At 65.5% G+C, this 14,004-nt stretch carries 13 protein-coding genes and 1 tRNA gene; 11 read left to right on the forward strand and 3 right to left on the reverse strand.

Annotated features, from left to right (window positions below; genetic code table 11):
- Positions 1 to 39 precede the first annotated feature (39 nt).
- The 3 genes from CH305_RS22150 to CH305_RS22160 are packed head-to-tail and all read left to right on the forward strand — an operon-like array spanning position 40 to position 2,968.
- Positions 40 to 1,044, forward strand: a complete 1,005-nt coding sequence (locus CH305_RS22150; RefSeq protein WP_179278390.1) for an ABC transporter substrate-binding protein — start codon at positions 40 to 42, stop codon at positions 1,042 to 1,044.
- On the forward strand, positions 1,041 to 2,108 hold the full coding sequence (locus tag CH305_RS22155; protein ID WP_094704906.1) for an iron ABC transporter permease: 1,068 nt from the start codon (positions 1,041 to 1,043) through the stop codon (positions 2,106 to 2,108). The genes CH305_RS22150 and CH305_RS22155 overlap by 4 nt, the downstream gene beginning before the upstream one ends.
- Positions 2,105 to 2,968, forward strand: a complete 864-nt coding sequence (locus CH305_RS22160; RefSeq protein ID WP_094704907.1) for a heme ABC transporter ATP-binding protein — start codon at positions 2,105 to 2,107, stop codon at positions 2,966 to 2,968. Before CH305_RS22155 ends, CH305_RS22160 begins: the two co-directional genes overlap by 4 nt.
- Here the strand turns inward: CH305_RS22160 and CH305_RS22165 are convergent.
- Positions 2,943 to 3,308 carry a hypothetical protein gene (locus CH305_RS22165; protein ID WP_032377866.1) on the reverse strand — a complete coding sequence of 122 codons (366 nt, stop codon included), beginning with the start codon at positions 3,306 to 3,308 and terminating at the stop codon, positions 2,943 to 2,945. The genes CH305_RS22160 and CH305_RS22165 overlap by 26 nt on opposite strands.
- Positions 3,309 to 3,466: 158 nt before the next feature.
- On the opposite strand from CH305_RS22165, the gene CH305_RS22170 reads away from it, so the two are divergent.
- The 3 genes from CH305_RS22170 to CH305_RS22180 all read left to right on the forward strand — a co-directional run bounded on the left by CH305_RS22170 (position 3,467) and on the right by CH305_RS22180 (position 5,925).
- Positions 3,467 to 4,504, forward strand: coding sequence for a YncE family protein (locus CH305_RS22170; RefSeq protein WP_094704908.1), 1,038 nt, complete (start codon positions 3,467 to 3,469; stop codon positions 4,502 to 4,504).
- Between the two features lie 35 nt (positions 4,505 to 4,539).
- On the forward strand, positions 4,540 to 4,761 hold the full coding sequence (locus CH305_RS22175; RefSeq protein WP_032403404.1) for a DUF5703 family protein: 222 nt from the start codon (positions 4,540 to 4,542) through the stop codon (positions 4,759 to 4,761).
- Between the two features lie 93 nt (positions 4,762 to 4,854).
- The gene (locus CH305_RS22180) at positions 4,855 to 5,925 is read left to right on the forward strand and encodes a quinone-dependent dihydroorotate dehydrogenase (protein WP_094705254.1); all 1,071 of its coding nucleotides are present in this window, start codon (positions 4,855 to 4,857) and stop codon (positions 5,923 to 5,925) included.
- 60 nt (positions 5,926 to 5,985) lie between these two features.
- On the opposite strand, the gene CH305_RS22185 is transcribed toward CH305_RS22180, so the two are convergent.
- Entirely contained in the window at positions 5,986 to 6,513 is a 528-nt protein-coding gene (locus CH305_RS22185; RefSeq protein ID WP_032377863.1) for a YbhB/YbcL family Raf kinase inhibitor-like protein, read from the reverse strand.
- A gap of 16 nt (positions 6,514 to 6,529) precedes the next feature.
- Positions 6,530 to 7,888, reverse strand: coding sequence for a M20/M25/M40 family metallo-hydrolase (locus CH305_RS22190; protein WP_080734375.1), 1,359 nt, complete (start codon positions 7,886 to 7,888; stop codon positions 6,530 to 6,532).
- Positions 7,889 to 8,067: 179 nt separating this feature from the next.
- On the opposite strand from CH305_RS22190, the gene CH305_RS22195 reads away from it, so the two are divergent.
- From CH305_RS22195 to CH305_RS22215, 5 genes are all read left to right on the forward strand, one after another.
- Positions 8,068 to 8,153 (forward strand) — tRNA-Leu (locus CH305_RS22195).
- 145 nt (positions 8,154 to 8,298) lie between these two features.
- Entirely contained in the window at positions 8,299 to 9,759 is a 1,461-nt protein-coding gene (locus CH305_RS22200) for an SDR family NAD(P)-dependent oxidoreductase (protein ID WP_176458313.1), read from the forward strand.
- A gap of 124 nt (positions 9,760 to 9,883) precedes the next feature.
- The gene (locus CH305_RS22205) at positions 9,884 to 11,380 is read left to right on the forward strand and encodes a glutamate-cysteine ligase family protein (protein WP_094704909.1); all 1,497 of its coding nucleotides are present in this window, start codon (positions 9,884 to 9,886) and stop codon (positions 11,378 to 11,380) included.
- A 43-nt stretch (positions 11,381 to 11,423) separates the two neighbouring features.
- Positions 11,424 to 12,689: a trans-acting enoyl reductase family protein gene (locus tag CH305_RS22210; RefSeq protein ID WP_094704910.1), complete on the forward strand. Its 1,266-nt coding sequence runs from the start codon at positions 11,424 to 11,426 to the stop codon at positions 12,687 to 12,689.
- A 40-nt stretch (positions 12,690 to 12,729) separates the two neighbouring features.
- The gene (locus CH305_RS22215) at positions 12,730 to 13,995 is read left to right on the forward strand and encodes a CoA transferase (RefSeq protein ID WP_094704911.1); all 1,266 of its coding nucleotides are present in this window, start codon (positions 12,730 to 12,732) and stop codon (positions 13,993 to 13,995) included.
- The last annotated feature ends 9 nt before the right edge of the window (positions 13,996 to 14,004 follow it).

Here is a 14,004-nt window from a genome sequence, read left to right on the forward strand (position 1 = left end):
GGCGACCAGAAACATCGGACAGGCTAACCTTCGGTGGTGATCGTCGAACGCCTAACGGCCGTGCTTGTCGTCGCCGCACTGTCGGCCGCCTGCTCCGTGACCACGCCCGACGCCGGGCCCACCGGCACATTCGGCCCCCGCACCGCCGTCGTCGAAGACCCGAATCCGGAACCGGTCGCCGAGAACCCGGCGGCGGTGCTACCCGCCACCGTGACCGGATTCGACGGCGTCGCCGTCACGGTGACCGACAACAGCCGCATCGTCGCTGCCGACCAGTACGGCACGTTGGCCGAGACGGTCTTCGCACTGGGACTCGGTGACAAACTGGTCGGACGCGACACATCGGCGGCGTTTCCGGCGGCACAGGACGTGCCCGATGTCACTCCCACCGGCCACTCGTTGAGCGCCGAGGGAATCCTGGCGCTCTCGCCCACCGTCGTACTCACCGACACCAGCATCGGTCCGCGCGCAGTGCAGGACCAGATCCGAGCCGCGGGCATCCCCGTCGTGTACTTCGACCCGACCCGAACGTTGACCGGGGTCGCCGACCAGATCGAAGCCGTCGCCGCCGCACTCGGGGTACCCGACGCCGGCCGCGCGCTCGCCGAACGTGCGAACGCCGAGATCGACGAAGCTGCCGACGACACCCCGACATCGGACGTACCGCTGAAGATCGCGTTTCTGTACATGCGTGGTCCGGCGATCAAGATGCTCGCCGGACCCGGCTCGGGAGCCGACGCGCTGATCGAGGCGCTCGGGGCGACGGACGCGGGTGTCCAATCCGGTCTGACCGAACAATTCGTACCGGTGACGAGCGAGGCACTCATCGCCGCGGCACCCGACGTCATCCTGATGATGACAAAAGGACTGCAGTCGATCGGCGGTATCGAGGGACTCGAGCAGATTCCAGGAATCGCACAGACCCCGGCCGGTCGAGAACGCCGCGTGGTGGACATGGACGACGGCACCATTCTCAGTTTCGGCCCCAACACCGGCAAGGTGCTGCGAGCACTGTCCGCAGCCGTGTACGACCCGCCGTCATGACCGAGGCATCACCGATCGGGGCGCGAACGGACACACGCCGGGTCGTCGTGACGTTCGGCGTATCGGTCGTGGCGTTGGTTGCCCTGGCGCTGATCTCTGCCGTCGTCGGGCAAGTGCCGACGTCGCCGTTGGAAGTGCTGGGAAGCCTCGCCCATCGGGCCGGTCTCGACATCGGTCCGATGCCCGCTCACCCCAGCGGCGAGGTGACGTTGTGGCAGGTCCGATTTCCTCGATTGACCCTCGCAGTGTTCGTCGGCGCGTGTCTCGGGTGCGCGGGCGCACTGCTGCAGGGTGTGTTCGCGAATCCTCTGGCCGAGCCAGGCGTTGTGGGAGTGTCCTCTGGGGCAGCCGTCGGTGCCAGTTCGGTCATCGTCCTCGGTGGTAGCTTCGCCGGGGTCTGGAGCGTGGCTCTGGCCGCGTTCGTCGGCGGGCTGATCACCACGATCGCGGTGTATTTCCTGGCGCGCAACGCCGGCCGCACCGAGGTGGTGACCCTCATCCTCACCGGCGTCGCAGTCAATGCCTTCGCAGGCGGTGTGATCGCGTTCTTCACCTTCGTCGCCAGTCCCGCTGCCAGGGATCAGATCGTGTTCTGGCAACTGGGGTCCTTGGCGGGCGCAACGTGGCAGTCGGTGGCTGTGGTCGCCCCACTGGCGGTACTCGGGATCGCAGCCTCGCTGGTGATCGCTCGCCGACTCGATCTGTTGGCGCTCGGGGAGAACGTGGCGCGTCATCTCGGAGTGAACGTCGAACGTCTCAGACAATTCGCCATCGTGATCGTCGCCCTGCTCGTGGCATCCGGTGTCGCGTTCACCGGAATAATCCTGTTCGTGGGCCTGGTCGTTCCGCATGCGATGCGGATGGTGCTCGGCCCATTGCATCGCGTCCTCATTCCGGCCAGCGCGCTCGCGGGAGCCATCGTGTTGCTCGCTGCCGACCTCGTCACGCGCACCCTCGTCGCGAACGTCGACCTCCCCCTTGGCATGGTGACCTCCCTGGCCGGGGCGCCGTTCTTCTTCTGGCTGCTTCGTCGCACTCGCGCTCGGCAAGGCGGTTGGGCATGATGCGGCGATTCGGCCGGGTTCGCAACGACATCCCTACTGCCCCGACGACGGGCTCGAACACGATCGTCGCTCGCGGAGTCAGCGCGCGGCTGGGCGAGAGAACGGTGCTCGACGACGTCCACCTCGACGTCGTCGCCGGCGAGATTCTGGCGCTCGTAGGACCCAACGGCGCGGGAAAGTCGACGCTGCTCTCCGTCCTGTCGGGTGACACCGAGCCCGGTACCGGATCGGTGGTGGTGGCGTCGCAATCACCGACCCCACTCGGAACCCAGCCGTACCGGTCCCTCGATCTGGCCAGAAGACGCGCGGTGCTGCCGCAGCACCACACTGTCGGATTCGCGTTCACGGCCGAACAGATAGTCCGGATGGGCCGTGCCCCCTGGGTGGGAACGGCCGAGGCACGCAACGACGATCTTCGGGTCCGATCCGCGATGGCTGCATGCGACGTCTCGGGCTTTGCACGTCGGCCGTTCGCGTCGTTGTCCGGGGGTGAACAGGCTCGGGTTGCGCTGGCACGGGTGATCGCGCAGGACACCGCGACGATCATGCTCGACGAGCCCACCGCTGCGCTCGACCTCGGACATCAGGAGTCCGTCATGGCTGTGGTGCGCTCCCTCGCAGCCGCGGGCCGCGCCGTCGTCGTCGTGTTGCACGATCTGGGTCTCGCAGCGGCGTACGCCGATCGCGTTGCGATACTCGACTCGGGTTCACTCGTTGCCGTCGGTCCGCCGCGACAGGTGCTGACCTCGGAGCTGCTCGCTCGCGTGTACGGACACCCCGTCGACGTCTTCGATCACCCCGACACCGGTGAACAACTCGTCGTTCCCCGTCGAGTCAGAAACCCTCGAGCACGGAGTTGACACGATTGAAGAAGGCTCGGACTGCCGTCGTGTCTCGCTGTGACGCATCGGACAGCTGCTGTGCATGTGCGACCGCGTCACGCACGACGCCGATGATGCTGCGTTCGTCGGTCAGATCGATCTCGGTGACCGAGTGTTCGGAAACCGCTTCGACCTCGGACCGATCCGGCACCGGGGATCGTACGTCGGCTCGGTAGATCTCCACGTACAGCGTGCTGCGGTGCACTCTGAACGCGAACGCCCGACCGTCGTCGGTGTGCCCGAAACCGTTCGCATGCGTTCCGGCATTCACTTCTTCGACGACGAAGTGTGCTTCTTCGGATTCCACGTCCACTCCCATGTCGTGCACTCACCTCGGACGATCACGCTACCGCCTCGCCCGGCACGGCCGGGGACACCCGATCCGGCACGGTCGATTTCACCGGGATCGTCGCACGCTGGTACAGATGTGGCATCGCCACAACAGGGCAGTGCCACCAAGGAAGTAGGTTCGGTTCCATGCGAACACCGTCGGCTCGTACGCTTCGAGCGGCAGTTGCATCCGCACTCGCCGTGGTCACAGTGTTGTCGGTGAGCGGGTGTTCGAGCGACGACGAGAATTCCGACGAGATATCGGTCGAACCGCAGCCACCGGCCCAATCCCCCGCAGCGGCTGTGACTCCTGCCGGAATCGTCACCGACTTTGCGCCCGTCAGCGCGCTCACCTTCGATCCTGTCACCCGGACGCTCGTTGCGCTGACCGACTCATCGACTTCGGTGAGTCTGGTCGGCACCGACGCGGCGGCGCAGACGCGTGTGATCGACCTGGGCTCTGTCGGAGCAGAACTGGTTGCCGGTCGGGATTCGACCGTCCTGGTTCCCCTGAACGGTTCGGTGGCAAGGATCGACGTCGCTGACGGGCAGCGCACCGATCTGGCCGTCGAATCGAATGCCCTGTCGGCTGCCGACCTGCCCGACGGCACCACTGCCGTCGGCGACGACACCGGCACGATCCGCGTCCTGGACGCGAGCGGACAGGTGACCCGGACGGTCTCCGGGGGCAGTGTCACCTCTGCCGATGCGCTGGCCAGTACGCCGAAGGGCGTCTCGGTTCTCGATCGCAGACAGACGTCGGTGACCGATCTGAATCTGGACGACGGCACCCTCGGAGTGGCTCTGCGGGCCGGCGAAGGTGCTGCGGAAATGACCAGCGACGAATTCGGGCGGCTTCTGGTCACCGATTCGACCGGCACGGAGTTGCTCGTCTTCACCTCGCACGACCTGCTCATGCGGCAACGGTTTCCGGTCGGGTCGAAGCCCTGGGCTATCGCCTACGATGAACAGTCCGGCGTCGCGTGGGTGACACTGCCCGCCCTCAACGAAGTGGTCGGATACACACTCGATACCGGAATTCCCGTCGAGACCGAGCGGTTGGCCACCGTGCGGCAGCCTGACTCGATTGCCGTCGACGACAACACCGGCGACCTGTACATCGGATCGGCAACCGGCGACGGGCTGCAGCGCATCCCTTCCGCGGGTCGTCAAGGAGGCACGTGAACGCACACGAGAGTTCGACACCGGGCCGAGCCAAGATGCCCATCGGATGGGAAGTGTCCCCATCCGACGATTGGGAGTACGTTCCGCTGCGGCTGCCCCCGGACGTCACTCGGGTCACGGCGTCGATGAGGCTGGCGATCCAAGCGGAGTTCGGCGGCTGGGAACTGTCGCGGGTTCGGCTGTACACCGACGGCAGCCGGCGTGTTCTGCTCAAGCGGAAGAAGACTGCGCATCACATCCCGGAGCCCGGAATCTGATCGTCACAGCAGTACTGTTCGACCGCAGTGGAAGTTCGACCTCAACATGTCTACCGAGCCGGATCGATCGGAAAGAAGACCGTGGGAGACCGTCTGTACCGCGCGCTGTTGCGCCTGATGTTCCTCGTGCCACCGGAACGGATTCACCACCTGGCGTTCGGTGTACTCCGCGCGGTGGCTGTCGTACCGCCGCTGCGCCATCTGGCCGGGAAGTTGTTCGTGGCCGACGACCCGCGCCTGCGCTCGACGGTGTTCGGCGTCGACTTCCCAGCTCCGCTCGGTCTCGCGGCCGGCTTCGACAAGAACGCCGACGGCATCGATTCCTGGGAACCCATCGGATTCGGGTTCGCCGAGATCGGCACCGTGACAGCGCAGGGCCAGCCCGGTAATCCGACCCCTCGACTGTTCCGGTTGCCCCTCGATCGCGCCATCGTCAACCGCATGGGTTTCAACAACCACGGTGCAGAACATGCCGCTCAGCGATTGCGCTCGAGGCGCACCCGCATCCCGATCGGTGCCAACATCGGCAAGACGAAGATCGTGGAGCCCGCCGATGCTGCTGCGGACTACACCGCCAGCGCTCGTTTGCTGGGGCCGCTGGCGGATTTCGTCGTGGTCAACGTGAGCTCTCCCAACACCCCGGGGCTCCGTGACCTGCAGGCCGTCGAATCACTGCGACCGATCCTGGCGGCGGTGCAGTCGGTGGTGTCCGTGCCGGTGCTGGTCAAGATTGCCCCTGACCTCTCCGACGAGGATATCGACGCCGTGGCCGACCTAGCCGTCGAACTCGGTCTCGACGGCATCGTGGCCACCAATACGACGATCTCGCGCGCAGGCCTGCGCAGCGATGCGGAAATGGTTGCCGGAATGGGAGCTGGAGGCCTGTCCGGCGCACCGCTGGCAGAGCGGTCACTCGAGGTGCTGCGTCGTCTCTACCGCCGAGTGGGTACGCAGCTGACGTTGATCTCGGTCGGGGGAATCGAGACCGAGGCGCAGGCCTGGGAGCGGATCACCGCAGGCGCTTCCCTGGTGCAGGGCTATACAGGGTTCATCTACGGCGGCCCGCTGTGGATCAAGGGCATTCACCGGGGACTGTCGGCGCGCCTGGAACAGAACGGGTTCGCCACGATCGCCGACGCCGTGGGTTCGGCGAACAGGCCCTGATCCCCTTGTGCGCGTTTTGCGTAGCTGGAGCTACGCAAAACGCGCACGACAGGGCCGAGGTCAGGCCTCGTACGTGCCGGTGATGACCGCACGGCCGATGGCGTGCGAGAACAAATTGAAGCCGAGGTAGGCCGGGGTGGCCGTCTCGTCCACTTCGAGTCGCTCGACGTCCACCGCATGGACGGCGATGAAGTACCGGTGCGGTCCGTGACCCGCCGGCGGAGCCGCTCCGATGTAGCGGAACAGGCCCGCGTCGTTCTTCAGCGTCACCGCGGTGCTGGGCACTCCGGTGCCGCCGTCGTCGCCTGCGCCCGACACCAGTGACGTCGTCTCGACGGGGATGTTCGCCACTGCCCAGTGCCAGAATCCGGACGCAGTGGGAGCGTCGGGATCGTAGACGGTGACAGCGAAGCTCTTGGTTCCCTCGGGGAAGCCGGACCAGGACAGCTGCGGAGAGTTGTCGTGCCCACCGGCTCCCATGATTCCGCTGACCTGCTGAGCGGCCAACGCCTGGCCGTCCTCGACGTCCTCGGACGTCAACTCGAAGGACGGTAGGTCCGGAAGCGAGTCGTATGGGTTGTACGCCACGATGGTTCCTTTCGTGTCAGCTGTGCATCAAGAAGTGTTCCAGTACCTGTGTACCGAACTCCAACGACTCCACGGGTACTCGTTCGTCGATGCCGTGAAACAACGCCGCGAAATCCAGCTCCGGTGGCAGCTTCAACGGAGCGAAGCCGAAGCAGCGAATACCGATGCGCGCGAACGCCTTTGCATCGGTACCCCCGGACAGCATGTACGGAACAGTTCGGCCGTTCGGATCGTGCGCGAGGACGGCCTCGTTCATCGCGTCGACGAGGTCACCGTCGAAGGTGGTCTCGTAGGGTTCGAGCTTGGTGATCCATTCCCGTTCGACGTTGGGGCCGATCAACTCGTCGACCTCCTTCTCGAAGGCCGCCTGCCGCCCGGGCAGCACCCGGCAATCCACTACCGCCGTCGCGGTCTGCGGAATCACGTTGGCCTTGTATCCGGCCGAGAGCATCGTGGGGTTCGCGGTGTCACGCAGAGTCGCTCCGACGATGCGCGCGATGCTGCCGAGCTTGAGCAGGGTGCCGTCGATATCCGGCGAGGTGGGGTCGAAGTCGAGGCCGGACTCCTCGGAGACCGCGTGCAGGAACTGGGACACCGATTCGGTGAGGACCAACGGAAACGTGTGATTGCCGAGTTTGGCGACGGCCTCGGCCAGGTACGTCACGGCGTTGTCGTCGTGCAGGAACGATCCGTGGCCGGCGCGGGCCTTGGCGGTGAGCCGCATCCACGCCAGGCTCTTCTCCGCCGTCTCGACCATGTAGAGCCGCTTCTCGGTGCCGTCCGGGCGAGCGACGGTCAGCGAGAACCCGCCGACTTCGCCGACTGCCTCGGTGACGCCCTCGAACAGGTCGGGTCGATTGTCGACCAGCCAATGCGATCCGTACTTGCCACCCGCCTCCTCGTCGGCGAGGAACGCGAAGAGGATGTCGCGCGGCGGCACGGTTCCGTTCGATTTGAATTGCCGGGCCAGCGCAAGGGCCATACCGACCATGTCCTTCATGTCGACCGCACCACGACCCCACACGTACCCGTCCTCGACGGCGCCGGAGAACGGGTGCACGCTCCAGTCGGCCGGCTCGGCCGGTACGACGTCCAGGTGGCCGTGGACCAGTAGTGCACCGCGCGAGGAGTCCGCTCCGCGCAACCAGGCGAACACGTTGCCACGGCCGGGAGCACCGGATTCGACGTACTCGGTCTCGTACCCCACCTCCTCGAGCTTGCTCGCCACCCACTCGGCGCATTCCTTCTCGCCGACCGTGGTCTCGAGTTCTCCTGTGTTCGACGTATCGAATCGAATGAGGGAACTGACCAGATCCACGACTTCGTCGAGGGCGACGGTGGGGTTGTCGGTGGTGCGATGTCCGGGGTTGCTCACTTCGTTGGGCACACCGTTGTTCCTACCACCAGAATCCGCTGTGGGCACCACCGGCGAACGCCTTCGGACATGAACTGACGTGCGGATTTGGGTTATCGGGAACCCGTCGGATAATCTAACGCAGCGCACAGCGGCCGGTTGTGAATGCAAGGTTGAAACGTGCGACACGAGTCGCGCTGGTCCGAGTGGCGGAATGGCAGACGCGCTAGCTTGAGGTGCTAGTGTCCTATTAACGGACGTGGGGGTTCAAGTCCCCCCTCGGACACCGTCTGAAAGATGTAGGCAGACAAAGATTTTCAAAGATCTGAGTTGAGACAGACGAAACGGACCCTGATTCTTCGGAATCGGGGTCTTTTTCGTTCTCCACTCGCCTCGTTCGGCTCGACCGGGCAGATGCTAGGAGATTGACGATGGACTCGATCGACCCCACCGATCTGGAGACGTGCCTGCGGGTGCTGCAGCAGGCCGCCGAATTGGACAAGAATCATCCTGATTCCATTGCCGTTCAACGTGCCTCCGGTGCCATGTTCAAAGATCTCAAGCGTGCCCGACGCGTCGCCGCGCGCAATGCCGTCAATGCCGCCGATCGTGCTGTCGTCGCTGCAACCGCAACCGGATCGCCGGACCGCATCGACGACGAGACTGCGGGTCTTTCGCTCACCTCGCGCGCCGAGGGCGACATCGCGGGCACGCTGATCAAGGCTCGCCCCTGCTACATCTGCAAGCAGCGCTACACCGATGTCGACTCGTTCTACCACCAGCTGTGCCCGGAGTGCGCGGCGCTCAATCGCGGTAAGCGCAACGCGCGGACGGACCTGTCCGGACGACGCGCGTTGTTGACCGGAGGTCGGGCGAAGATCGGGATGTACATCGCGCTTCGACTGCTTCGGGACGGTGCACACACGACCATCACCACCCGCTTCCCCAACGATGCGGTTCGGCGATTCGCTGCGATGGACGACAGCGACCAGTGGCTGCATCGTCTTCGCGTCGTCGGGATCGATTTGCGTGATCCGGCTCAGGTTGTGGCCCTTGCCGATTCGGTTGCTGCGGAGGGACCGCTGGACATTCTGATCAACAATGCCGCACAGACCGTCAAGCGCTCCCCCGGTTCGTACAGCGCACTGGCCGACGCCGAGGCCGAGCCTCTGCCGGCCGCCTTGGCCGACGGGGCGGGCCCGGAGCGCATCACGTTCGGCAAGACCAGTGATGCCCACCCCGCGTCGCTCGCGAGTTCGCTGCCGGCAACGGCGCTCGGCGGGCAGCCGGCCGCAGTGCTGAGTGCGGACGACGTGGCCTCGCTCGCCATGGTCGCGGGCTCGGTGACGGCCGAGCGAATCGAGAGTGGGCTCGCTATCGACGCAGGCGGTCTGGTGCCCGACCTGGCCGAGACGAACAGCTGGATCCACACAGTCGAGCAGGTCGACCCGGTCGAGTTGCTCGAAGTGCAGCTGTGCAATTCCGTTGCCCCGTTCATTCTCGTGTCGCGTCTGCGTCCGGCAATGGAGGCCTCGGATGCGCGACGCAAGTACGTCGTCAACGTCTCGGCGATGGAGGGCCAGTTCGGCCGCGCATACAAGGGACCGGGCCATCCCCACACCAACATGGCGAAGGCCGCGCTGAACATGCTGACGCGAACCAGCGCGAAGGAGATGCTCGAGAGCGGGATTCTGATGACCGCCGTCGACACCGGCTGGATCACCGACGAGCGTCCGCACCCCACCAAGATGAGGCTGGCCGACGAGGGATTCCACGCTCCGCTCGACCTGGTGGACGGTGCGGCTCGGGTGTACGACCCCATCGTGCAGGGAGAGCTCGGAAACGATCTGTACGGCTCCTTCCTCAAGGACTACCAACCGTCACCGTGGTGATGTCGGCCTTCGACTGTGGAGTAATTTCGGTGTGCGTGCCCCAGGGCGAAGACGGGCTGCGATACTCGAAAAGCCGTTACGTGTGAGCGATCGGCCCTTCTTCACGCACCGATAGGCGGTCACCATGGGCGAGGACGTCGAGCGTCGCAAGTTCACCAGGCAGGATCGACACGAGTTTCGTCAGAAAGTTCAGGACTGTCTCGACGCCTTGGCAATCATGCTGGCCGACGAGACCTTCCACGTCGGTGAGCCGCAGATCGGCATGGAGATCGAGCTCAATCTCGTCGACGACGACATGGCACCTTCGATGGCCAACGCCGCCGTGCTCGACGCCATCGCCGACCCCGACTACCAAACCGAACTCGGCCAGTTCAACATCGAGATCAACGTCGATCCTCGGCCGTTGCGTGGTGCCTCCATCGCAGAACTGGAAGAGGACCTGCGGCGCTCGCTGAACGCAGCGGACGAACGCGCCCGCACCTCGGGTAGTCGTCTCGCCATGATCGGCATGCTCCCGACCTTGGACGAAGAACACTTTCAGCACCGCTGGCTGTCGGCCAATCCTCGCTACGACCTACTCAACCAACAGATCTTCGCCGCTCGCGGCGAGGACATCGAACTGAAGATCGGTGGTGTTCGACTGCCCGGTGCCGCCGCTACCGAGGACCTGGACATCGTCACCGACACCATCCTTCCCGAGGCTGCGTGCACCTCCGTTCAGTTGCATCTGCAGGTCGCGCCCGACGAGTTCGCGTCGTATTGGAATGCGGCGCAAGCACTCTCGGGAGTTCAGGTGGCCCTTGGCGCCAACTCGCCGTTCTTCGCCGGCCGCGCGCTGTGGCACGAAACTCGCATTCCGCTGTTCGAGCAGGCCACCGATACCCGCCCCCAGGAGCTGAAGAATCAAGGTGTGCGGCCACGGGTGTGGTTCGGCGAACGATGGATCACGTCGATCTTCGATCTGTTCGAGGAGAATTCCCGCTACTTTCCGGCGTTGCTGCCCGTGTGCAGCGACGAGGACCCCAAGGCAGCTCTGGCCGAGGGAAAGACGCCGTCGCTGTCCGAGCTGCGCATGCACAACGGAACCGTCTACCGGTGGAATCGTCCGATCTACGACCGGTCCGGCGACGGTCACCACATCCGGCTCGAGAACCGCGTCCTCCCGGCCGGACCGTCGGTGGTGGATACCCTCGCCGATGCCGCGTTCTACTACGGCACGGTGCGAGCACTGGCGGATGCCGATCGACCGTTGTGGTCGCAGATGTCGTTCGACGCTGCGGAGGAGAACGTGCACTCCGCCGCACGCGGCGGCTTCGATTCGATGCTGTACTGGCCCGAGGTCGGCTGGGTGAGTCCGCAAGAACTGGTGTTGCGTCGGCTGCTGCCGATGGCCGATGCCGGATTGGCCGCCTACGGAGTGGACACGGCCGTGCGCGACCGGTACCTCGGCGTGATCGAGGCCCGTTGCCTGGCAAAGCAGTCCGGGTCGGTCTGGCAACGAAACTCGGTCGTCGCCCGCGAACGTGCAGGCGACAAGCGGGATCGAGCTCTCGCCGGAATGCTGGGCGACTACGTCACGCAGATGAACTCCGGAGAGCCCGTACACACCTGGACCAACTGACGGCGCTTCGACTCGGTGAGGCAACCGCGTTAGTGTCGCTGCTATGAACTCGCCTGCTTCGGACTCGACCATCGGCCCCGATCGCACCTACGACATCGTCGTCTACGGAGCCACCGGCTTCGTCGGGAAACTGACGGCGAAGTACCTTGCCGAGCACGCTCCGGCCGGCACACGCATCGCTCTGGCCGGTCGTTCGACCGCACGGGTACATGCTGCGCAGAAGGAACTCGGACCGAAGGCCGCACACTGGTCCGCACTGGAAGCCGACGCCACCGATATCGCGTCGCTGGACGCCATGGCCCGGTCCACCAAGGTCGTCATCACCACGGTCGGCCCTTACGCGAAGTACGGTTTGGCGCTGGCAACGGCCTGCGCCGAAGCCGGCACGGACTACGTCGACCTCACCGGCGAGGTCCTGTTCGCCCGCGAGAGCATCGACGCCAATCACGAGATCGCCCAGCGCACCGGAGCACGGATCGTCCACTCGTGTGGATTCGATTCCGTTCCGTCCGACATCGGAGTACATGCCCTGTACGAGGCCGTCACGGCCGACAACGCAGGCGAACTCACCGACACGACGCTGGTGGTCACCTCGATGTCCGGTGGAGTCAGCGGCGGCACCATCGACTCGCTGCGAGGACAGATCGAGGCGATGAAGAAGGACAAGCGGGCACGACGGATCGCCGCTCGACCGTACTCACTCAGCCCGGACCGAGGCCTGGAGCCGCAGCTCGGCCGTCAACTCGACACCGTCCTGATCGACGGTAAGAAGATCGACCCGAGCCTCCGCGGATGGAAGGCACCGTTCGTGATGGCCTCGTACAACACACGCGTCGTCCGGCGCAGCAATGCACTTCGTGATTGGGCATACGGCAAACAGTTCCGCTACAGCGAAGTGATGAGCGTCGGGTCGTCGTTCGCCAGTCCGGTACTCGCCGGAGCGCTCTCGGCAGGGCTGTTCGTCGGAGTGTCCGCCATGACGGTATTGCCGGGTAAGGTCCTCGACCGTATCTTGCCCAAGCCAGGAACCGGTCCAAGCGAGAAGGCCCGCGAGAAGGGCCATTTCACCGTCGACCTGTACACCCTCACCACCTCGGGTGCTCGCTACCGGGCTCGGGTCAAGGCGTCGGGCGACCCCGGCTACAAGGCAACCGCGGTGATGCTCGGGGAATCGGCGCTGGCGCTGGTGCTCGGTGGGGATGCATTGCCGAAGGCCAGTGGCGTTCTGACTCCGGCCACCGCGATCGGCGACGTTCTCATCGACCGTCTCAACGCGGCCGGGATGGAGATCTGGGCCAAGCGGAACTGATGTCGGGAACAGCAGTCCCATCGGCACGGGGCCTGCCCCCGTGAGTGCATGGCTCGCAGCGACACTGCCGGTGGCGACCATCGCTGCCGAGTCGGTCGGTGCCCTCGGTACCGCAGTCGGCAGGCTGCGGGGTGTTCTCGGACCGTCCCCCGCCGGCGCGGGCCCGACCGCGTCGGCGGAGCGGATAGCGGCATCGTTCATGAGTGACTCGATGCTGCGCCTCGACGGCGCACCGGTGCAGCCGTTCGCAGATCTGTCCGGCTTCTTCCTCGCGTCCGACGGCTGGGTGAGAACTCACGCGAACTATCCGCACCACCGGACCGCGCTACTCGAGACAGTCGGTCTCGACGATGGTTGCGGCACAGATGAATTCGCGGCGCGGGTGGCGGGTATCGCCGCTGCAGAGCTCGAATGGTCGTGCGCACAGAACGGCGCTCTGGCAGTGCAGGTCCGCACCGAAGACCAGTGGTCCGCTGAGCCTGCAGGAACAGCGGCCGGGCCAGGTCCGGTGATCGCGCGTTCGGACGACACGGGCTCTGCCGCGTATCGAGTTCCCGAATTCCGAGGGACTACGGCTGCTCCGCTGGCCGGAGTGCGGGTACTGGACCTGACCCGCGTCATCGCCGGACCGGTGGCCACCCGCGCGCTCGCCCTGTTCGGTGCCGAGGTGCTTCGCGTCGATCCGCCCCACCGCCCCGAAATCACCTGGCAGCACATGGAAAATGGGCAGGGGAAGCATTCGGCGACGGTGGACATGAGCACGCATGAAGGACGTGCCGTGATGAACCGACTGCTCGAATTCGCCGATGTCCTGGTTACCGGGTACCGCCCGGGCGCTCTCGAGCGGTTCGGACTCGAACACCGAGCGGACGTCCTGCACGGACGGGTCAGTGCCTGGGGTACTCGCGGACCATGGTCGGGACGGCGTGGCTTCGACAGTCTCGTCCAGGCTGCCACCGGCATCTCGGTACTCGAAGGTAGTGGTGGAGAACTCGGGCGCCTGCCGGCCCAGGCGCTGGACCACGCGAGCGGGTACCTGCTCGCTGCTGGAATCGTCTCGGAGGTGGCCGATCGTGCATCCGGATTCGGGTCGGCCGCCACCGTCGAAGTGTCCCTGGCCCGGACGGCCGCCTGGTTGCTCGAATCACCCGGACGGGATCCCGATCACGGTCCGGCCGAGACCCCGACACCGGACTGTGTGGTCACGAACGGTCGCGTCACAGCAGCGCGTCCGGTGTTCGACGACTACGCCGACTACCCGTTTCCAGCACGCCCATGGGGAGCCGACGAGGCGCTCTGGTTGTGACGTGCCATC

Origin of the sequence: Rhodococcus sp. 15-649-2-2 (assembly GCF_002258645.1) — a bacterium.
Classification (GTDB): domain Bacteria; phylum Actinomycetota; class Actinomycetes; order Mycobacteriales; family Mycobacteriaceae; genus Rhodococcoides.